Genomic DNA, 19,025 nt, shown 5'->3' on the forward strand with positions numbered 1-19,025 from the left:
GAGCGATGAGCGCATCACCCGCGTCCGATGTCACCACCACCCCGCTGGCCGAGCTGGACCCGGAGGTCGCCCGGGCCATCGACGCCGAGCTGCACCGGCAGCGGGACACCCTGGAGATGATCGCCTCGGAGAACTTCGCCCCGCTGGCCGTGCTGCAGGCGCAGGGCTCGGTGCTGACCAACAAGTACGCGGAGGGTTACCCCGGGCGGCGCTACTACGGCGGCTGCGAGCACGTGGACGTCGTCGAGCGCCTGGCCATCGAGCGGGCCAAGGAGCTGTTCGGCGCCGAGCACGCCAACGTGCAGCCGCACTCCGGGGCGCAGGCCAACGCCGCGGTGATGATGGCCCTGATGAACCCGGGGGACACCCTGATGGGCCTGTCCCTGGCCCACGGCGGGCACCTGACCCACGGGATGAAGCTCAACGTCTCCGGGAAGCTGTACGACATCGCCGCCTACGAGGTGGACCCGGCCACCGGGCGCCTGGACATGGAGGCCGTGCGGCAGGTGGCCCTTCAGGCCCAGCCCAAGGTGATCGTGGCCGGCTGGTCCGCGTACCCGCGCCAGCAGGACTTCGCGGCCTTCCGCGCCATCGCCGACGAGGTGGGCGCCTACCTGTGGGTGGACATGGCCCACTTCGCGGGGCTGGTGGCCGCGGGGCTGCACCCCAACCCGGTGCCGCACGCCCACGTGGTGACCTCCACGGTGCACAAGACCCTCGCGGGTCCGCGCTCCGGGGTGATCCTGTGCACCGAGGAGCTGCGGAAGAAGATCGACTCCGCCGTCTTCCCGGGTCAGCAGGGCGGCCCGCTGATGCACGTGATCGCGGGCAAGGCCGTGGCCTTCAAGATCGCCGCCTCCGAGCAGTTCCGCGACCGGCAGGCCCGCACCCTGGAGGGCGCGCGGATCCTGGCCGAGCGGCTGGGGACCGAGGACGTCGCCCAGCACGGGGTGAAGGTGCTCTCCGGGGGCACGGACGTGCACCTGGTGCTGGTGGACCTGCGGGATTCCGCCCTGGACGGGCGCGCGGCCGAGGACCTGCTGCACGAGGTGGGCATCACCGTGAACCGCAACGCCGTGCCGAACGACCCGCGCCCGCCGATGGTCACCTCCGGGCTGCGCATCGGCGCCCCGGCCCTGGCCACCCGCGGCTTCGGCGCCGAGCAGTTCGCGGAGGTCGCGGACATCATCGCCGAGGCCCTGAAGCCCGAGCCCGACGTCGCCGCCCTGCGCGAGCGCGTGAACGCCCTCACCGCGGCCTTCCCCCTGTACCCGGATGTCGAGGAGTTCGCGGCGTGAGCACCACCCAGCAGCACAGCGAGCAGCAGGACGACGCCCAGCAGGGCCCGCAGATCCTGGACGGGCGGGCCACCGCGGCGGCCATCAAGGAGGAGCTGCGCGAGCAGGTCGCCGAGCTGAGGGTCCGCGGCATCGTGCCCGGGCTGGGCACGGTGCTGGTGGGCGATGACCCGGCCTCGCACTCGTACGTGAAGGGCAAGCACCGCGACTGCGCGGAGGTGGGCCTGGCCTCGATCCGCCGGGACCTGCCCGGGGACATCACCCAGGAGGAGCTGGAGGCCGTCATCGACGAGCTGAACGCGGACCCGGCGTGCACCGGGTACATCGTGCAGCTGCCCCTGCCCCAGCACATCGACACCAACGCGATCCTGGAGCGGATCGACCCGGCCAAGGACGCCGACGGGCTGCACCCGATGAACCTGGGGCGGCTGGTGCTGGACGTGTACGGGCAGGGCGATGCCCCGCTGCCGTGCACCCCGGCCGGGATCGTGGAGCTGATCCGCCGGCACGGGCTGGATGTGAAGGGCAAGGACGTGGCGGTGCTGGGCCGCGGGATCACCGTGGGCCGCCCGCTGGGGCTGCTGCTGTCCCGCCGGGACGTGAACGCGACCGTGACCCTGGCCCACACCGGCACCCGGGATCTGGACGAGGTGCTGGCCGCGGCGGACATCATCGTCGCCGCGATCGGCGTGCCGCACGCAGTGCGCGCCCACCAGGTCAAGGAGGGTGCGATCCTCCTGGACGTGGGCGTCTCCCGGGTGATGGACCCGGTGACCGGCAGGAAGAAGCTGGTGGGGGACATCAGCCCGGAGGCCGCCGAGAAGGCGTCCTGGCTCTCCCCGAATCCCGGCGGGGTCGGCCCGATGACCCGCGCGATGCTGCTGGTCAACGTGGTCCAGGCCGCCCAGCGCGCCGCCGACGCCGCCTGAGCGGCCCGCTCGCGGGGGAGCGCTGAGACTCATCTCGGCGCTCCCCCGCGGTCGTCTCGTGCCGACTTCGCGGAACACCCGTTGTGGTGCGTGACACCTCGCAGTAGGATCTGACGCACACATGAAAGTGTGACCCGCTCGGCGAGCGCTCGACGGGTCGCCCACCTCCGCTGAGACACCGGGTTCTTGCTGAGATGCGGGGATCGTGCTGAGATACCGCACGGCGGGACGCATCTCAGCACGAACAGCGCATCTCGACACGAAACCCGCATCTGAACGCACTTCGGAGCGCAGCAGTCACGACACTGAGGGCACGCGGCATCACCGGGAAGTCATCGCCGGAGCCAGATGCAGGGCGGGTGTCCTGCATCCGATGATTCGGGCTGGGCACTTCTCCCCGACCCCCCCGCCGGGGCCCCGGTGCCGCGCTTGTACAATGGGGGCCATGCGTTCAGCCGGTCCCCAGGAGCACTCTCAGGCATCATCCCCGGGCGGGGCGGACCCCGCCGCCACCCGCAGGAAGGCCGTCTGGGCCACCGTCGTCGGGATGGCGGTGCTCGTGGCGATCTTCATCGCCGCGATCTGGCGGGCCGCGGACGAGGCCTCTCTGCTCGGGTGGATCCTCGCCGCGATCGCCCTCGGCTGGCTGGGCCTGGCCGCGTACGTGCTGAGCCTGGTGCGCGGCAGCCTCACCCCCCGCACCACCTCGGCCCCCGGGCAGGAGGCCGGTGGGTCCGACTCCATGCGGGATGAGAAGCTCGCGCACAGCTTCCAGATCGTCCTGGTGCAGAAGAAGGTCGTCGCCGAGGAGCTGGCCAAGGGCGAGGACGCGGACGCCGAGATGATCGACCGCGCCCTGGACACCATCGACTTCACCGCCAAGAACGGCATGGGACTGGCCCGCTCCGCCCAGCCCGCCGCCCAGGAGGCCTGAGCCCACATGAGCTCCCCGAACACCGCCGCGCAGGACCCGGCACCCCGCGACCAGCACACGCTGCGCATCGCCACCGTCAACGTCAACGGCATCCGCGCCGCCTACAACTCCAAGAAGAAGCAGACCATGGGGGACTGGCTGGCCCACCGGGACATCGACATCCTCTGCCTGCAGGAGGTCCGCGCCCCGGACGCCAGCCTGCGCAAGCTCCTGGACGAGGACCAGTGGGAGATCCTGCACTCCGAGGCCGTGGCCAAGGGCCGTGCGGGTGTGGCGATCGCCACCCGTAAGGGTGCCGAGCAGCACCCCTCCCGGCTGCCGGACCAGCCCCGACAGACCCGCATCGGGCTGCCCGGCCTGGACGGGGACGAGCACACCGGCCGCTGGGTCGAGGCCGACTACGACCTGCCCGGCGGCACGAGCCTCACCGTGGTCTCCGCGTACGTGCACTCCGGGGAGGTGGACACCATCCGCCAGGAGCACAAGTACGCCTTCCTGGAGCGGATGCTCACCCGCCTGCCCGAGCTCGCCGAGCAGTCCGACCACGTGCTGATCGTCGGAGACCTCAACGTCGGGCACACCGAGCTGGACATCAAGAACTGGAGGGGCAACGTCAAGAACGCCGGGTTCCTGCCCGAGGAGCGGGCGTACCTCGACCGCTACTTCGGGGACGTCGGCTACGTGGACGTGGCCCGGAAGCTCGCCGGGGACGTGCCCGGCCCGTACACCTGGTGGTCCTACCGCGGTCAGGCCTTCGACAACGACGCCGGGTGGCGCATCGACTACCACATGGCCACCCCCGCGCTGGCCGCCGCCGCCCGGCAGGCGGTGGTGGACCGCGCCCCCAGCTACGACACCCGCTTCTCCGACCACGCCCCGCTCGTGGTCGACTACCAGCTCGTCTGAAGGAGCCCCCGCCCGTCATGACCGATACCGCCATCCCCAACCGCTCCACCGGCGCCCCCCGCGTGTTCTCCGGGGCCCAGCCCTCCGCGGACTCCCTGCACCTGGGCAACTACGTCGGGGCCGTGCGCAACTGGGTGGACATGCAGGATGCCAACGAGTGCATCTACTTCATCCCGGACCTGCACGCCATCACCGTGCCCCAGGACCCGGCGACCCTGGCCGAGCGCACCCGCAAGACCGCGGCCCAGTACATCGCTGCCGGGATCGACCCCACCCGCACCCCGTTTTTCGTGCAGTCCCACGTGCCCGAGCACACCCAGCTGTCCTGGCTGCTGTCCTGCATCACCGGCTTCGGCGAGGCCTCCCGGATGACCCAGTTCAAGGACAAGTCCGCCAAGCAGGGCGCCGAGAACGCGACCGTCGGGTTGTTCACCTACCCCATCCTCATGGCCGCGGACATCCTGCTGTACCAGACGGACCAGGTCCCGGTGGGGGAGGACCAGCGCCAGCATCTGGAGCTGACCCGCACCCTCGCCCAGCGGTTCAACACCCGCTTCGGGGAGACCTTCGTGATCCCGGAGGGCAAGATCCTCCGGGACACCGCCAAGGTCTACGACCTGCAGAACCCCGGGGCGAAGATGTCCAAGTCCGCCGCCAGCGACTCCGGGATCATCTGGCTGCTGGACGAGCCGAAGAAGATGGCCAAGAAGATCAAGTCCGCCGTGACCGACGACGGCACCGAGATCCGCTTCGACCGCGAGGCCAAGCCGGGGATCTCCAACCTGCTGACCATCTACTCCTCCCTGACCGGCCGTCCCGTGGAGGAGATCGTCGCCGAGTACGAGGGGAAGATGTACGGGCACCTGAAGGTGGGCCTGGCCGAGGTCGCCGTCGAGGTCCTGGGGCCCATCCGGGAGCGGACCCTGGAGATCATGGCGGACCCGGCTGAGCTGGATCGGCTGCTGGCCGCCGGGGCCGAGCAGGCCCGTGAGATCGCGGCCGTGACCGTGCAGCGCGCCTACGACGCCGTCGGCTTCCTGCCCCCGCTGCGGTAGCGCCCACCCGGACCCGCCATGACCCCCGGCCCCAGCACCAGCCCCACCCTGCGCGGGGATCGGCGCTACCTCAGCGTGGTGCTGGGGGTGCCGGAGCACATCCAGGACCGGGTGCTGTCCTGGCGGGCGGCCCAGGGGCTGACCTCCTCCGCCCCGCCGCACATCACCGTCCTGATCACCGAGACCGACCCGCGCGATCCCCTGCCGGAGCGGATCGCCGCGGAGCTGGCCCGGGTGTGCCGGGAGGTCGGACCCTTCCGGGTGGGCTTCGACGGGGCGGAGACCTTCCTGCCGGTCAGTCCCGTCGCGTACCTGCGCATCGCCGACGGCGGGGACCACCTGACCCGGCTGCACCGGATCTGCGCGGACCTGCTGCCCAGTGCCTCGCCCTTCGACTACCACCCGCACCTGACGCTGGCCCACGGGCTGGACGAGGAGGGGCTGCACCGGGCCCGGTGGGACTTCGCCTCCTGCCGCCTGAGCTTCCGCGCCGAGCAGCTGCAGATCTTCCACGGGGACCGCACCGGCTGGCGGGACCTCGGCGCCCTGCCCCTCGGGCCCGCCCGCTGACGCCCTCGGCCGACGTCGTCCGGTCGACGTCGCACCCCAGACGTTAGCCCGCAGGCTCCCAATCCCGGGCACCCGTCGTCTTGCGCCGCGCGACGCCGCGTGACCTCCCGTGTCCGGGCACTCGTGCCCCGGGCCCGCCCGCTCCTAGCGTGGTCCCCAACCCCGCGCCCCGGAAGCGATTCCGGCGGGCGGGCGGCACACACACCGGCATGAGGGACGTCAGGAGCACGGACATGGTCGAGACGAGATTCCACTGGTTCCTGCCCACCAGCGGGGACTCCCGCGGGGTCGTGGGCGGCGAGCACGGCGCGGAGGTGCTCAGCAGCTCCCCGGTGCGCGAACCCGAGCTGGCCTACCTGCGCCAGGTGGCCCAGGCCGCGGAGGCCAACCGCTTCGACTCCGTGCTGACCCCCACGGGTCTGTACTGCCGGGACCCATGGCTGACCGCCGCCGCGCTGGCCGAGCACACCCCGAGCCTGCGCTTCCTCGTCGCGATGCGTCCGGACGCCCTCTCGCCCACGCTGGCCGCGCAGATGGCCGCGACCTTCCAGGCCCAGACCGGCGGGCGCCTGGCCCTGAACGTGGTCACCGGCGGGGAGTCCGCCGAGCAGCGGGCCTACGGAGACTTCCTGGACAAGGAGGGCCGCTACCGGCGCACGCGGGAGCACCTGCGGGTCGTGCGCCGGCTGTGGGAGCACGGCCCGGCCTTCGACCACGACGCCGAGGGGGTGCGCGTGGAGCAGGCCCGTCTGGTCGATGCCCCGGACCCGGTGCCGGAGGTGCACTTCGCCGGGTCCTCCCCGGCGGCCCTGGAGATCGCCGCGGAGCTGGCCGATGTGTACCTGACCTGGGGCGAGCCGCCGGCCCAGGCGGGGGAGAAGATCGCGCGGGTGCGTGAGGCCGCGGCGGCGCGCGGACGCACCCTGCGCTACGGGGTCCGGCTGCACGTGATCACCCGGGACACCTCCGAGCAGGCCTGGGCCGTGGCCCAGGCGATGCTGGATGCGATCCCGGAGGAGCTGGTGCGCCGTCAGCAGCAGGCCCTGCGGGCCTCCGAATCCGAGGGGCAGCGGCGGATGCTGGCCCTGCACGGCGGGGACCGGCGGAACCTGGAGATCCACCCCGGGCTGTGGGCCGGTTCCGGGCTGATCCGCGGGGGAGCGGGCACCGCGCTGGTCGGCTCCCACGAGGAGGTCGCGGACCTGATCCGCCAGTACGAGGCCGTGGGCTTCACGGACTTCGTGCTCTCCGGGCACCCCTGCCTGGAGGAGGCGTGGTGGTTCGGCGAGGGCGTGCGTCCCCGGGTGGATCGGCCCGAGGCCTCACCGCGCACCGCGGATGCCCGACGGCGCGAGCGCGCCGCCGCCGCGGTGGACTGAGGCGCCCAGACACGGTGCGCCGGGGCGCGACGACGCGCTGCGCACCGCGGTGGTCTGATCCGCCCGGCCCGGTGTGTGGGGCGGGCGCCCCGGGGGCGGGAGAGGGCTAGAGCACGTCCGTGTCGCCGTTGCGCTTGAGCTCGTCCACCGCGTGCTTCACGCGCTGGGCATGCTCCTGGGTGGTCACCAGCAGCGCGTCCGGGGTGTCCACGACCACGATGTCCTGCACCCCGATCAGCGCGACGATGCGGCTGGTGTCTGAGACGACGATCCCGGAGGAGTCATCGGTCATCACCCGGGTGTTGCTGCCCAGCAGGGCCACCTCGTCCACGTTCTGCGCCCGGTTCAGCCGGGAGATCGCGGCGAAGTCCCCGACGTCGTCCCACGTGAAGTGGGCCGGGACCATCGCGACGTCGCCCGCGGCGGCGGCCGGCTCGGCCACCGCGTAGTCGATCGCGATCTTCGGCAGGGTCGGCCACACCCGATCCATCACGGCGTCGCGCTCCTCGGTCTCCCAGGCGCGGGCGATCTCCATGATCCCGGCGTGCAGCTGCGGCTGGTTGCGCTCCAGGTGCTCCAGCAGCAGGGCGGCCGGGGCGACGAACATCCCGGCGTTCCAGGTGTAGCGGCCCGAGCGCACGTACTCGCGGGCTGTGTCCTGGTCCGGCTTCTCCACGAACTCCTCCACGGCCAGCGCGGAGGGGGCCGCCTCGAGGTCGAGGGAGCGCCCGGCGCGGATGTAGCCGAAGCCCGTGGAGGGAGAGGTCGGGGTGATCCCGATGGTCACGATCCGCCCGGTCGCGGCGGTCTCGATCGCCTCGACCACGGCGCGGTGGAACTCCTCGGTGGGCTCCACGACGTGATCCGCGGCGAAGGAGCCGATGATCGCCTCCGGGTCGCGCAGCCACAGGATCGCCGAGGCCAGGCCGATCGCGGCCCCGGAGTCCTTGGGGGAGGGCTCCAGGACCAGGTCCTCCTCCGAGCATTCGGGCAGCTGGGTGCGCACGGCCGGGGCGTGGGTGCGCCCGGTGACGACCATGACGCCCTCGGCGCTGAGGTCGACGAGGCGGTCGTAGGTCGAGCGCAGCAGGGAGCTGCCGGAGCCGGTCAGGTCCAGGAGGAACTTGGGCGCATCCGCGCGGGACAGCGGCCACAGCCGCGAGCCCACCCCGCCGGCGGGGATGAAGGGTCGGAAGTGTTCGCGTGGGGATCTCATCGGCACCACCCTAGCCGCAAACCCCCGGGCGCGCGGCGCACATGGTGGGGAAGCGGGCGGACGCGGTCTGCCTCCGGCCGGTCCCCGCACCGCGGAGCGGGCGGGATTAGCCAAGGTTTCCCTCCCCTAATTCCGCGTAATTCCGCCGCGGAAGGGCTCAGACACCGTGTCACCAAGAGCCGCCGACGGCTGGTAGTCTCAGACGAGAAACAGCTCACTCACACCCGCGCCCGGGGACTCCTTCCGGACGACGTCGTCCCGAGTGGCCGGGCCCGCGCCGGGGCCGCAACCGGCGCCCGCCCGCTCGTTGATCACCCATCGGAGGTTGTTCAGTGCCGAACCAATCCCAAGGCACCCTCTACCGCGGCCGCCAGGGCATGTGGTCCTGGGTCGCGCACCGCATCACCGGCATCGCCATCTTCTTCTTCCTGCTCGTGCACGTCCTGGACACCGCCGTCGTGCGGATCTCCCCGGAGGCGTACAACGCCGTCATCGGCACGTACAAGAACCCTGTGATGGGGCTGGGCGAGGCCGGGCTGGTGGCGGCGATCTGCTACCACGCCTTCAACGGCCTGCGCATCATCCTCATCGACTTCTGGAAGGACGGGGCCAAGCACCAGAAGACCATGCTGTGGGGCGTGCTCGTCCTGTGGCTGCTGGCCATGGTGCCGTTCCTGATCCGCCACCTCGCCATCGTCTTCGGAGGTCACTGAGCCATGTCCACCCCTCTCAAGACCAGGATCGCCGTCCCGCGCAGCTCCGACCGCTCCGTGGACGGGGTGAAGTACAACCGCTCCGGGTCCAAGCGCAACAACTTCGAGATGTACGCGTGGCTGTACATGCGCATCTCCGGGGTGCTGCTGATCGTGCTGATCTTCGGGCACCTGTTCGTCAACCTCATGGTCGGCGACGGCGTGCACGCGATCGACTTCGGCTTCGTCGGCGGCAAGTGGGCCAACCCGTTCTGGCAGGTCTGGGACCTGCTGATGCTGTGGCTGGCGATGCTGCACGGCACCAACGGCGTGCGCGTGATCATCGAGGATTACGCGGAGAAGGACCGCACCCGCTTCTGGCTGAAGACCCTGCTCTTCCTAGCCGCCGGGTTCATCCTGCTGGTGGGCACCCTCGTGATCTTCACGTTCAGCCCCTGCCCGACCGTGGACAACCCGGATCTGCTGCCCTCCTTCTGCCCCGCGCAGTAGGCGCCGCCCTCCGCCGGGCGGGCCGCACAGCGCCCCCGCCCCACCACCGTCTCCCTCCATATAGAAAGAGCATCTGAAGCATGCAGGTTCACAAGTACGATGTGGTCATCGTCGGCGCCGGCGGCGCCGGGATGCGCGCCGCCATCGAAGCCGGCCAGCGCGCCCGCACCGCCGTGCTGACGAAGATCTACCCGACCCGCTCCCACACCGGCGCGGCCCAGGGGGGCATGTGCGCCGCCCTGGCCAACGTCGAGGAAGACAACTGGGAGTGGCACACCTTCGATACCATCAAGGGCGGGGACTACCTCGTGGACCAGGACGCCGCGGAGGTCATGGCCAAGGAGGCCATCGACGCCGTGCTGGACCTGGAGAAGATGGGCCTTCCGTTCAACCGCACCCCCGAGGGGAAGATCGACCAGCGCCGCTTTGGCGGGCACACCCGGGACCACGGGAAGGCGCCCGTGCGCCGGGCCTGCTACGCCGCGGACCGCACCGGGCACATGATCCTGCAGACCCTCTACCAGAACTGCGTCAAGCACAACGTGGAGTTCTTCAACGAGTACTACGTGCTGGACCTGATCATGGTCGAGGTGGACGGGATGAAGCGCCCGGCCGGCGTCGTCTCCTACGACCTCGCCTCCGGGGAGATCCACGTCTTCCAGGCCAAGTCCGTGGTCTTCGCCTCCGGAGGGACCGGCAAGATCTTCAAGACCACCTCCAACGCCCACACCCTGACCGGGGACGGCATGGCCATCGCCTTCCGCAACGGCCTGCCGCTGGAGGACATGGAGTTCGTTCAGTTCCACCCCACCGGCCTGGCAGGGCTCGGCATCCTCGTCTCCGAGGCGGCCCGCGGCGAGGGCGGGATCCTGCGCAACTCCGAGGGCGAGCGCTTCATGGAGCGCTACGCCCCCACCATCAAGGATCTCGCCCCGCGCGACATCGTCGCCCGGTCCATGGCCAACGAGGTGCGCGAGGGCCGCGGCTGCGGGCCCAACAAGGACTACGTGCTGCTGGACCTGACCCACCTGGAGCCGGCCCACATCGACGCGAAGCTGCCGGACATCACCGAGTTCGCCCGCACCTACCTGGGCGTGGAGCCCTACACCGAGCCCGTGCCGGTGTTCCCCACCGCCCACTACGCGATGGGCGGGATCCCCACCACCATCGACGCCGAGGTCTACCGCAACTCCGAGGAGACCGTCCCGGGCCTGTACGCCGCCGGGGAGGTGGCCTGCGTGTCCGTGCACGGGTCCAACCGCCTGGGCACCAACTCGCTGCTGGACATCAACGTGTTCGGCAAGCGCGCCGGGATCAAGGCCGCCGAATACGCACTGGAAGCGGACTTCTTGCCCGTGCCCGAGGATGCGACCCGGCGCACCGAGGAGCTGCTGGAGCTGATGCGCAACGGCCACGGCGAGGAGAAGGTCGGCCAGATCCGCCGGGAGCTGCAGGACACCATGGACGCGGACATGCAGGTATTCCGCACCGAGGAGACCATCCACCGCGCCCTGGACAAGATCGCCGAGCTGCAGGACCGCTACACCCGCATCTCCATCCAGGACCAGGGCAAGCGGTTCAACCTGGACCTGCTGGAGGCCGTGGAGCTGGGCTTCCTGCTGGAGCTGGCCAAGGTCATGTCCGTGGCCGCCCTGCACCGCGAGGAGTCCCGCGGCGGGCACTTCCGCGAGGACTTCCCGAACCGCGATGACGAGAAGTTCATGAAGCACTCGATGGCGTACCTGGACACGGAGGCGGAGACGGACCACGTGGCCGGGATCCGCCTGGAGACCAAACCGGTGATCTTCACCCGCTACGAGCCGATGGAGCGCAAGTACTGATGAGCACGCAAGAGAAGGAATACGCGGAGCCGGCCGAGCCGGCCTCGAAGGTCGAGCTCAAGAGCGAGTCCGGCGACGGCGGGGAGATCCCCACCTACGACGTCACCCTGCGGGTGCGCCGCTACAACCCGGAGGTCTCCGAGGAGGCCCACTGGGACGAGTGGACGCTGCAGATGTACGGCACGGACCGCGTGCTGGACGCCCTGCACAAGGTCAAGTGGGAGCTGGACGGCTCGCTGTCCTTCCGCCGCTCCTGCGCCCACGGGGTGTGCGGCTCGGACGCGATGCGCATCAACGGGCGCAACCGCCTGGCCTGCAAGACCCTGCTGAAGGACCTGGACCTGTCCAAGCCGGTCACGGTCGAGGCCATCAAGGGCCTGCCCTGTGAGAAGGATCTCATCGTGGACATGGAGCCGTTCTTCCAGTCCTACCGGGAGATCATGCCGTTCCTGATGAACGAGGGGCACGAGCCGGAGAAGGAGCGCTACCAGTCCCAGGAGGACCGCGCCCGCTTCGACGACACCACCAAGTGCATCCTGTGCGCGGCGTGCACCAGCTCCTGCCCGGTGTTCTGGACGGACGGGCAGTACTTCGGCCCCGCGGCCATCGTCAACGCCCACCGGTTCATCTTCGACTCCCGAGATGACGCCGGGGACCTGCGCCTGGAGATCCTCAACGACAAGGAGGGCGTGTGGCGCTGCCGCACGACCTTCAACTGCACCGAGGCCTGCCCGCGCGGCATCCAGATCACCAAGGCCATCGCCGAGGTCAAGCAGGCGGTGCTGGCCCGGGCCTTCTGAGCCGGACCACCCGCCCGCTTCACGACGCCGCCCGCCCCTTCCGCACCGGGAGGGGCGGGCGGCGTCGTCGTGCCCGGGCGGCCTTCCGGGCGGGGCGGTGCCGCCTCCCGGTCACACGCCGTCACACGGTCACGCCCGCGGCGGGTCGCGTTGGGGTCCTATAGTCGTGACCATGCCAGAACTCCCCGCCGCACCCGCCGAGCAGCCGCCCATCGGCCCCCTCGCCAAGGCCTTCCTGCCCGAGCTCATCGACTTCCGCCGCACCGTGCACCGCAACCCCGAGCTGAGCTTCCGGGAGCACCGCACCACGGACCGGATCATGGCGCGCCTGCAGGCGGCGGGACTGGACCCGGTGCGCCTGGAGCACACCGGCTGCTACGTGGACATCGGCCGGGGCCCGCTGGCCGTGGCCCTGCGCGCGGACATCGACGCCCTGCCCATCCAGGAGGACACCGGGCTGGAGTTCTCCTCCGTCAACGACGGCGTCATGCATGCCTGCGGACACGACATCCACCAGACCGTGATGCTCGGGGCGGCCCTGACCCTGGCCGACGTGGACTCCTCCGCGCCGCTGGCCCGCAGCGTGCGGGTGATTTTCCAGCCGGCCGAGGAGAAGCTGCCCGGCGGCGCCCTGACCGTGATCCGCCAGGGGGTGCTGGAGGGGGTCCCGCGGGCCTTCGCCCTGCACTGCGAGCCCAAGGTGGACGTCGGTCAGGTCGGCACCCGCATCGGGTCCATCACCTCCGCGGCCGACACCATCAAGCTCAGCGTGCGCGGGCGCGGCGGGCACACCTCCCGTCCGCACCTGACCGAGGACCTGATCTTCGCGATGAGCCAGATCGCGATCAACGTGCCCGCGGTGATGTCCCGGAACATCGACGTCCGCTCGGGCGTGCTGGTGGCCTGGGGGCAGATCGAGGCCGGGGTGGCGCCCAACGCGATCCCCGCCCACGGCTACCTCGCTGGGACCATGCGCTGCCTGGACGCGGACGCCTGGTACCGCTCCGGGGACCTGCTGGATCGGGTGGTCGGCCAGGTGGCCGCCCCCTACGGCGTGGAGGTGGACGTGGAGCACATCCGCGGCGTGCCCCCGGTGGTCAACACCGAGACCGAGACGACGATGCTGGAGAACGCCGCCCGGGCCGAGCTGGGGGAGGACTCCGTGGTGCTCGTGGAGCAGTCCATGGGCGGGGAGGACTTCGCCTGGATGCTGCAGGAGGTCCCCGGCTCGATGATGCGCCTGGGCACCCGCACCCCCGGCGGGCGCACCTACGACCTGCATCAGGCCGACTACGTGGCCGATGAGCGGGCCATCGAATGCGGGATCCGCGTCATGGCAGCCACCGCGCTGCGGGCCATCCAGCACGAGCTGCGCACCCGCTGAGCGCAGGCGCGCGGGCGCGGCGGAGCCGGAAGCGGCCGACGCGGCGGATGGTCGGGTGGGCCCCGCGCGGGGGCTAAACTGGTGACCCGTACCCCACGTCACGTCCGGCTGTGCCCGGTGTCGCCTCGGTGTCCTCGCGCAGCAGGCGGCCGATCCGGCCGCGACCGTCCGAAAGGCCGTCTCCCATGCCCGTCGTCCCCGCCTGGCCCCGCACAGCCCCGCGCACCCGCCCCGTGCGCGCCGCCGCGCTGCTGGGCACGGCCGCCCTGCTGCTGGCCGGCTGCGCCCCCGCCCCGCCGGAGGACTCGGACATCGCCAGCGACCACGCGGACTACACCGGCTGCATCGTCTCCGACTCCGGCGGCTTCGATGACCGCTCCTTCAACCAGAACTCCTACGAAGGGGTGATGAAGACCAAGGACGACTACGGCATCAAGACCAAGGCCGCCGAATCCCAGGCCGTCACCGACTTCGAGCCCAACATCAACTCGATGCTGCAGGGCGGGTGCAACCTGACCGTGACGATCGGCTTCAACATCGCCGACCAGACCAAAGCCGCCGCCGAAGCCCACCCGGACCGGCACTTCGCGATCGTCGACGACAACTCGATCCAGCTGCCCAACGTCCGCCCCATCATCTACAACACCTCCCAGGCCGCCTACCTCGCCGGATATCTCGCCGCGGGCACCACCAAGACCGGCAAGGTCGCGACCTTCGGCGGCATGGAGATCCCGACCGTCACGATCTTCATGGACGGCTTCGCCCAGGGGGTGGCCCACTACAACCAGGTCCACCACACGGACGTGAAGCTGCTGGGCTGGGACGCCCAGAAGCAGACCGGCAGCTTCACCGGGGACTTCGAGGACACCGGCAAGGGCAAGACCACCGCGCAGAACTTCCTCAACGAGGGCGCCGACATCGTGATGCCCGTGGCCGGGCCCGTCGGCAACGGCGCGGTGGACGCGGTCACCGGATACAACGCGGATGAACCCGAGGCTCCGGCGCGGATCATCTGGGTGGACTCGGACGGCTACGAGACCCTGGCCTCCGGTCAGGAGTACGTGCTCACCTCCGTGATCAAGAAGATGGGCGCGGCCGTGGAGAACGCCTTCGTGGACGACATGGACGGGAAGTTCACCGACACCCCGTACGTGGGCACCCTCGAGAACGACGGCGTGGGCCTGGCCCCATTCCACGACCAGGCCTCCCAGGTCCCGCAGCAGCTGCAGGACGAGCTGGACGAGCTCAAGCAGCAGATCATCGACGGCACCGTGGACGCGGACTCCGCGGCCAGCCCCCAGACCAAGAACTGACACAGACCCGAAGGCCGCACGCACATGAGACTCGAACTGCGCGGGATCACCAAGCGCTTCGGCGCATTCACCGCCAACGACGCCGTGGACCTCACCGTGGATCCCGGCACCGTCCACTGCCTCCTCGGGGAGAACGGGGCGGGCAAATCCACGCTGATGAACATCATCTACGGCCTGCAGGCCCCCACCGCCGGGCAGATCCTGGTGGACGGGCGCGAGGTCGCCTTCGACGGCCCCGGAGACGCGATGCGCGCCGGGATCGGCATGGTCCACCAGCACTTCATGCTGGTGCCCGTGTTCACGGTCGCGGAGAACGTGGCCCTCGGCTCGGAGGCCACCCGCGGGCCCGCCCTGGACCTGGAGACCACCCGACGCCGCATCCGCGAGATCTCCCAGCGCTACGGCTTCGCGGTGGACCCGGACGCCGTCGTGGAGGACCTGCCGGTGGGCGTGCAGCAGCGGGTGGAGATCATCAAGGCCCTCGTGCGCGAGGCCGAGCTGCTGATCCTCGATGAGCCCACCGCGGTGCTGACCCCCGCGGAGACGGACGAGCTGCTGGGCATCATGGCGCAGCTGCGCGCGGACGGGAAGTCCCTGCTGTTCATCTCCCACAAGCTGCGCGAGGTCCGGCAGGTCTCCGACGAGATCACCGTGATCCGGCGCGGGAAGGTCGTGGGCACCATCGAGCCCACCGCCTCCAGCACGGAGCTGGCCGCGATGATGGTCGGGCACGAGGTGTCCCTGACCGTGGACAAGGAGCCGGCCAGCACCAACGAGCGCCTGCTGCGGGTGCGCGAGCTGTCCCTGCGCTCCGAGACCGGCGTGGCCCTGCTGGACGGGATCGACCTGGAGGTGCGCGGCGGGGAGATCCTCGCGATCGCCGGTGTGCAGGGCAACGGCCAGACCGAGTTCGCCGAGACCCTCCTGGGGCTGCGCCCCCAGGCCACCGGCTCCGTGGAGCTGGACGGACGCCAGCTGCTGGGCCGGCGCCCGAAGCGGATCATCCGCGACGGCATCGGGTTCGTGCCCGAGGACCGCGGCCGCGAGGGCCTGGTCGGCTCCTTCAGCATCGAGGAGAACCTGGTCCTGAACCAGTACGACACCCCCCGCTTCTCCCGCGGGCCCTGGCTGCGCCGCCGGGCCATCCGCGCCCAGGCCGAGCAGCGGACCGCGGAGTTCGACATCCGCCTGCACTCCGTGGCCGATCCCGTCACGACCCTGTCCGGGGGCAACCAGCAGAAGGTGGTGCTGGCCCGGGAGCTGGCCCGCCCGCTGCGCCTGTTCGTCGCCTCCCAGCCCACCCGCGGCGTGGACGTCGGCTCGATCGAGTTCATCCACCGCCGCATCGTCGCCGAGCGCGACGCCGGGACCCCGGTGGTCATCGTCTCCACCGAGCTGGACGAGGTCTACGCGCTCGCGGACCGGATCGCCGTCTTCCACGGCGGACGGCTCATGGGCGTGGTGGACCCGGACATCCCGCGGGAGGTCCTCGGCCAGATGATGGCCGGGGCCGACGCCGAGGAGGCCCGGCGCCTCGTCGAGCAGGACACCCGCGAGCACGACCTCGCATCGATCACGGAAGGAGAGCGCGCATGAGCGGTCTCGACCCGGCCGCCGGCACCACCGCCCCCGCCGGAGCGGGACCCGGCGGGCTGGAGCCCGAGGAGCGGCCGAAGCCGATCACCCCGCCCTGGGCCGACGCTCCCGCCCCCGAACCACGGCCCACCCTGGCCTACCGCCTGACCTCCTCGCCGCTGGTGCTCTCCGCGGCGGCCCTGGTGCTGTCGCTGATCGTCGGCGGACTGCTCATCATCTTCACCGACCAGCGCACGCTGACCCGGATGAACTACTTCTTCGCCCGGCCCTCGGACACCTTCGAGGCCGCCTGGCGGGCCGCCAGCGACGCCTACATCGCCCTGTTCGAGGGCGCGGTGTTCAACCCGCACGGAGCGGACTTCGCGGACAAGATCTTCCCGCTGACCGAGACCCTGACCATCGCGACCCCGCTGATCCTCGCCGGTCTCGGCGTGGCCCTGTCCTTCCGGGCCGGGCTGTTCAACATCGGCGCGCAGGGACAGATCATCCTCGGCGCGATCCTCGCCGGGTGGATCGGCTTCTCCTGGGACCTGCCCGCCGGGGTGCACCTGCTGCTGGTGATCCTGGGCGGTGCGCTCGGCGGGGCCCTGTGGGGCGGGCTGGTGGGCCTGCTCAAGGCCCGCACCGGGGCGCACGAGGTCATCCTGTGCATCATGTTCAACTACATCGCGTTGAACCTGGTGCTGTACCTGCTGACCACCCCGGCCTTCCAGCGGGAGGGCTCCACCAACCCGATCTCCCCGCAGCTGCCGGACTCGGCCCTGTTCCCCCGGCTGTTCGGGGACTCCTTCCGGCTGCACTGGGGCTTCGTCCTGGCGATCCTCGCGGTGCTGTTCGTGTCCTGGCTGATCGATCGCTCCACGATCGGGTTCCGCCTGCGCGCCGTCGGGGCCAACCCGAAGGCCGCGCGCACCGCCGGGATCAGCGTCAGCGCCGGATACGTCGTCGTCATGCTGCTCTCCGGGGGCCTGGCCGGGCTGGCCGGGGCCACCCAGGTGGCCGGCACGGAGAAGGTGCTCACCGGGGACGTGGCCGCCTCCTTCGGCTTCGACGCGATCACCGTGGCCCTGCTGGGCCGCTCCACCCCGTGGGGCACCTTCTGGGCCGGTCTGCTCTACGGCGGCTTCCGCGCAGGCGGTGTGGCCATGCAGACCAACACCGGCACCAACATCAACATCGTCCTGGTGGTGCAGTCCCTGATCGTGCTGTTCATCGCGGCCCCGCCGCTGGTGCGCGCGATCTTCCGGCTGCCGGACCCGGCCCGCCCCCGCCGGGCGAAGGCCGCCCGTCCCGCCGCCGCGGAAGGAGCGACCCGATGAGCGTCGCAGCGACCCCCACGACCCGCCCCGGCCTCGCCCTGCCGGTGATCCGCCGCTGGCGCCTGGGCGCGACCTTCGCGGTCCTGTCCCTGCTCAGCCTCCTGCTGATCGGCATCGACCCGGCCCCGGCCACGGTCACCTTCCGCCTCGCGGAGAAGCACGACGCCGTGCGCCTGGCCGACATCGACCTGCCGGCGGTGGCCACCGGCTGGGTGCTATCCGCCCTCATGCTTCTCCTGGCCGTCTGGGCCCTGATGCGCGGGGCGCGCGGAGCCAACCCGCCGGTGTGGGCCTCGACCCTGTTCTGGGCCGCGTTCGTCGTGGCCATGCTGGTCTGGGCGGTGTCTCACGCGGACGCGCACTCGCTGTCCCTGCCGGGTCTGCTGGCCGGCTCCCTGGCCCTGTCCGTGCCCCTGATCTTCGGGTCCATGTCCGGTCTGCTGTGCGAGCGCAGCGGCGTGGTCAACATCGCGATCGAGGGCCAGCTGCTGTTCGGCGCCTTCGCCGCGGCCGTCGTCGGGACCGTGACGCACTCGGCCTGGGCGGGGCTGGCGGCGGCCATGATCGGGGCGATGCTGGTCTCCCTGATCCTCGCCGTGTTCTCCATCCGGTACCTCGTCAACCAGGTCATCGTCGGCGTGGTCGTCAACGTGCTGGTCTCCGGGCTGACCGGCTTCCTGTACTCCACGGTGCTCTCCCGCCAGGCCACGACCCTGAACTCCCCGGATCACCTGCCGGACTGGTCCGTGCCCGGGCTCTCGCGCATCCCGGTGATTGGGCCCGTGCTGTTCGACCAGTCGCTGCTGGTGTACGTGATGTTCGGCGTCGTCGCCCTCATCTGGTACGGGCTGAACCGCACCCGGTGGGGGCTGCGCACCCGGGCCGTGGGGGAGCACCCGCAGGCCGCGGACACCCTGGGGGTGAACGTGAACCGGCTGCGCTTCGGCAACGTGCTGCTGGCCGGGGCCGTGGCCGGGATGGGCGGGGCCTTCTTCACGCTGGTCTCGGTCTCCGCGTTCAACAAGGACATGACCGCAGGGCAGGGGTACATCGCCCTGGCCGCGCTGATCTTCGGCCGGTGGCGTCCCGGCGGGGCGCTGTGCGCGGCCCTGCTGTTCGGCTTCGCGACCAACCTGCAGTCGGTGCTCTCCCTGCTGGGCACCACGGTGCCCAGCCAGTTCCTGGCCATGCTGCCGTACGTGGTCACCGTTGCCGCGGTCACGGGGCTGGTGGGGCGCACCCGGGGTCCTGCCGCCTCCGGGCAGCCCTACGTCAAGGAGTGA

The 19,025-nt window shown here is 71.0% G+C and carries 17 protein-coding genes; 16 read left to right on the top strand and 1 reads right to left on the bottom strand.

Translation table 11 applies throughout. The features are described from left to right. Positions 1 to 5: 5 nt before the first annotated feature. The 7 genes from glyA to AC0VXQ_RS02515 all read left to right on the top strand — a co-directional run bounded on the left by glyA (position 6) and on the right by AC0VXQ_RS02515 (position 7,071). Positions 6 to 1,298, top strand: coding sequence for a serine hydroxymethyltransferase (gene glyA / locus AC0VXQ_RS02485; protein ID WP_224799918.1), 1,293 nt, complete (start codon positions 6 to 8; stop codon positions 1,296 to 1,298). After that, positions 1,295 to 2,227 carry a bifunctional methylenetetrahydrofolate dehydrogenase/methenyltetrahydrofolate cyclohydrolase gene (locus tag AC0VXQ_RS02490; RefSeq protein ID WP_475529010.1) on the top strand — a complete coding sequence of 311 codons (933 nt, stop codon included), beginning with the start codon at positions 1,295 to 1,297 and terminating at the stop codon, positions 2,225 to 2,227. The genes glyA and AC0VXQ_RS02490 overlap by 4 nt, the downstream gene beginning before the upstream one ends. Positions 2,228 to 2,672: 445 nt before the next feature. Then, the gene (locus tag AC0VXQ_RS02495; protein WP_224799919.1) at positions 2,673 to 3,161 is read left to right on the top strand and encodes a hypothetical protein; all 489 of its coding nucleotides are present in this window, start codon (positions 2,673 to 2,675) and stop codon (positions 3,159 to 3,161) included. A 6-nt stretch (positions 3,162 to 3,167) separates the two neighbouring features. Continuing rightward, positions 3,168 to 4,067 (top strand): exodeoxyribonuclease III, encoded by a 900-nt coding sequence (locus AC0VXQ_RS02500; protein ID WP_100465018.1) that lies wholly within the window; start codon positions 3,168 to 3,170, stop codon positions 4,065 to 4,067. A gap of 17 nt (positions 4,068 to 4,084) precedes the next feature. Further along, positions 4,085 to 5,122 carry a tryptophan--tRNA ligase gene (trpS, locus tag AC0VXQ_RS02505; RefSeq protein ID WP_055684290.1) on the top strand — a complete coding sequence of 346 codons (1,038 nt, stop codon included), beginning with the start codon at positions 4,085 to 4,087 and terminating at the stop codon, positions 5,120 to 5,122. An 18-nt stretch (positions 5,123 to 5,140) separates the two neighbouring features. Then, positions 5,141 to 5,692: a 2'-5' RNA ligase family protein gene (locus AC0VXQ_RS02510; RefSeq protein ID WP_055684291.1), complete on the top strand. Its 552-nt coding sequence runs from the start codon at positions 5,141 to 5,143 to the stop codon at positions 5,690 to 5,692. Positions 5,693 to 5,925: 233 nt separating this feature from the next. After that, complete coding sequence (locus AC0VXQ_RS02515; RefSeq protein ID WP_081101705.1) at positions 5,926 to 7,071, top strand: LLM class flavin-dependent oxidoreductase; 1,146 nt, start codon at positions 5,926 to 5,928, stop codon at positions 7,069 to 7,071. 106 nt (positions 7,072 to 7,177) lie between these two features. On the opposite strand, the gene AC0VXQ_RS02520 is transcribed toward AC0VXQ_RS02515, so the two are convergent. After that, entirely contained in the window at positions 7,178 to 8,287 is a 1,110-nt protein-coding gene (locus AC0VXQ_RS02520) for a mannose-1-phosphate guanylyltransferase (protein ID WP_055684292.1), read from the bottom strand. 332 nt (positions 8,288 to 8,619) lie between these two features. On the opposite strand from AC0VXQ_RS02520, the gene sdhC reads away from it, so the two are divergent. The 9 genes from sdhC (at position 8,620) to AC0VXQ_RS02565 (ending at position 19,025) form a co-directional block, all read left to right on the top strand. Then, positions 8,620 to 9,000, top strand: coding sequence for a succinate dehydrogenase, cytochrome b556 subunit (gene sdhC / locus AC0VXQ_RS02525; RefSeq protein ID WP_081046379.1), 381 nt, complete (start codon positions 8,620 to 8,622; stop codon positions 8,998 to 9,000). Positions 9,001 to 9,003: 3 nt separating this feature from the next. Next, positions 9,004 to 9,489, top strand: coding sequence for a succinate dehydrogenase hydrophobic membrane anchor subunit (locus AC0VXQ_RS02530; RefSeq protein ID WP_055684293.1), 486 nt, complete (start codon positions 9,004 to 9,006; stop codon positions 9,487 to 9,489). A gap of 80 nt (positions 9,490 to 9,569) precedes the next feature. Beyond that, a complete protein-coding gene (sdhA, locus tag AC0VXQ_RS02535; RefSeq protein ID WP_055684294.1) occupies positions 9,570 to 11,330 on the top strand; it encodes a succinate dehydrogenase flavoprotein subunit in 1,761 nt (586 codons plus the stop codon). After that, positions 11,330 to 12,130, top strand: coding sequence for a succinate dehydrogenase iron-sulfur subunit (locus tag AC0VXQ_RS02540; protein ID WP_055684295.1), 801 nt, complete (start codon positions 11,330 to 11,332; stop codon positions 12,128 to 12,130). The genes sdhA and AC0VXQ_RS02540 overlap by 1 nt, the downstream gene beginning before the upstream one ends. A gap of 172 nt (positions 12,131 to 12,302) precedes the next feature. After that, positions 12,303 to 13,514: an amidohydrolase gene (locus tag AC0VXQ_RS02545; RefSeq protein WP_081046380.1), complete on the top strand. Its 1,212-nt coding sequence runs from the start codon at positions 12,303 to 12,305 to the stop codon at positions 13,512 to 13,514. 185 nt (positions 13,515 to 13,699) lie between these two features. Beyond that, on the top strand, positions 13,700 to 14,827 hold the full coding sequence (locus AC0VXQ_RS02550) for a BMP family lipoprotein (protein WP_196825942.1): 1,128 nt from the start codon (positions 13,700 to 13,702) through the stop codon (positions 14,825 to 14,827). Positions 14,828 to 14,851: 24 nt separating this feature from the next. Further along, entirely contained in the window at positions 14,852 to 16,423 is a 1,572-nt protein-coding gene (locus tag AC0VXQ_RS02555) for an ABC transporter ATP-binding protein (RefSeq protein WP_475529017.1), read from the top strand. Further along, positions 16,420 to 17,742 carry an ABC transporter permease gene (locus AC0VXQ_RS02560; RefSeq protein ID WP_081047800.1) on the top strand — a complete coding sequence of 441 codons (1,323 nt, stop codon included), beginning with the start codon at positions 16,420 to 16,422 and terminating at the stop codon, positions 17,740 to 17,742. Before AC0VXQ_RS02555 ends, AC0VXQ_RS02560 begins: the two co-directional genes overlap by 4 nt. Then, positions 17,739 to 19,025, top strand: coding sequence for an ABC transporter permease (locus AC0VXQ_RS02565; RefSeq protein ID WP_100464244.1), 1,287 nt, complete (start codon positions 17,739 to 17,741; stop codon positions 19,023 to 19,025). Before AC0VXQ_RS02560 ends, AC0VXQ_RS02565 begins: the two co-directional genes overlap by 4 nt.

It is taken from the genome of Rothia sp. QJM3NY_36 (assembly GCF_056173115.1).

Coding starts and splice junctions, on each gene's coding strand:
- AC0VXQ_RS02510 (WP_055684291.1), top strand. CDS start 5,141: ATGACCCCCGGCCCCAGCACCAGCCCCACCCTGCGCGGGGATCGGCGC.
- AC0VXQ_RS02495 (WP_224799919.1), top strand. CDS start 2,673: ATGCGTTCAGCCGGTCCCCAGGAGCACTCTCAGGCATCATCCCCGGGC.
- trpS (WP_055684290.1), top strand. CDS start 4,085: ATGACCGATACCGCCATCCCCAACCGCTCCACCGGCGCCCCCCGCGTG.
- AC0VXQ_RS02560 (WP_081047800.1), top strand. CDS start 16,420: ATGAGCGGTCTCGACCCGGCCGCCGGCACCACCGCCCCCGCCGGAGCG.
- AC0VXQ_RS02540 (WP_055684295.1), top strand. CDS start 11,330: ATGAGCACGCAAGAGAAGGAATACGCGGAGCCGGCCGAGCCGGCCTCG.
- AC0VXQ_RS02515 (WP_081101705.1), top strand. CDS start 5,926: ATGGTCGAGACGAGATTCCACTGGTTCCTGCCCACCAGCGGGGACTCC.
- AC0VXQ_RS02545 (WP_081046380.1), top strand. CDS start 12,303: ATGCCAGAACTCCCCGCCGCACCCGCCGAGCAGCCGCCCATCGGCCCC.
- sdhA (WP_055684294.1), top strand. CDS start 9,570: ATGCAGGTTCACAAGTACGATGTGGTCATCGTCGGCGCCGGCGGCGCC.
- AC0VXQ_RS02530 (WP_055684293.1), top strand. CDS start 9,004: ATGTCCACCCCTCTCAAGACCAGGATCGCCGTCCCGCGCAGCTCCGAC.
- glyA (WP_224799918.1), top strand. CDS start 6: ATGAGCGCATCACCCGCGTCCGATGTCACCACCACCCCGCTGGCCGAG.
- AC0VXQ_RS02500 (WP_100465018.1), top strand. CDS start 3,168: ATGAGCTCCCCGAACACCGCCGCGCAGGACCCGGCACCCCGCGACCAG.
- AC0VXQ_RS02565 (WP_100464244.1), top strand. CDS start 17,739: ATGAGCGTCGCAGCGACCCCCACGACCCGCCCCGGCCTCGCCCTGCCG.
- AC0VXQ_RS02520 (WP_055684292.1), bottom strand. CDS start 8,287: ATGAGATCCCCACGCGAACACTTCCGACCCTTCATCCCCGCCGGCGGG.
- AC0VXQ_RS02555 (WP_475529017.1), top strand. CDS start 14,852: ATGAGACTCGAACTGCGCGGGATCACCAAGCGCTTCGGCGCATTCACC.
- AC0VXQ_RS02550 (WP_196825942.1), top strand. CDS start 13,700: ATGCCCGTCGTCCCCGCCTGGCCCCGCACAGCCCCGCGCACCCGCCCC.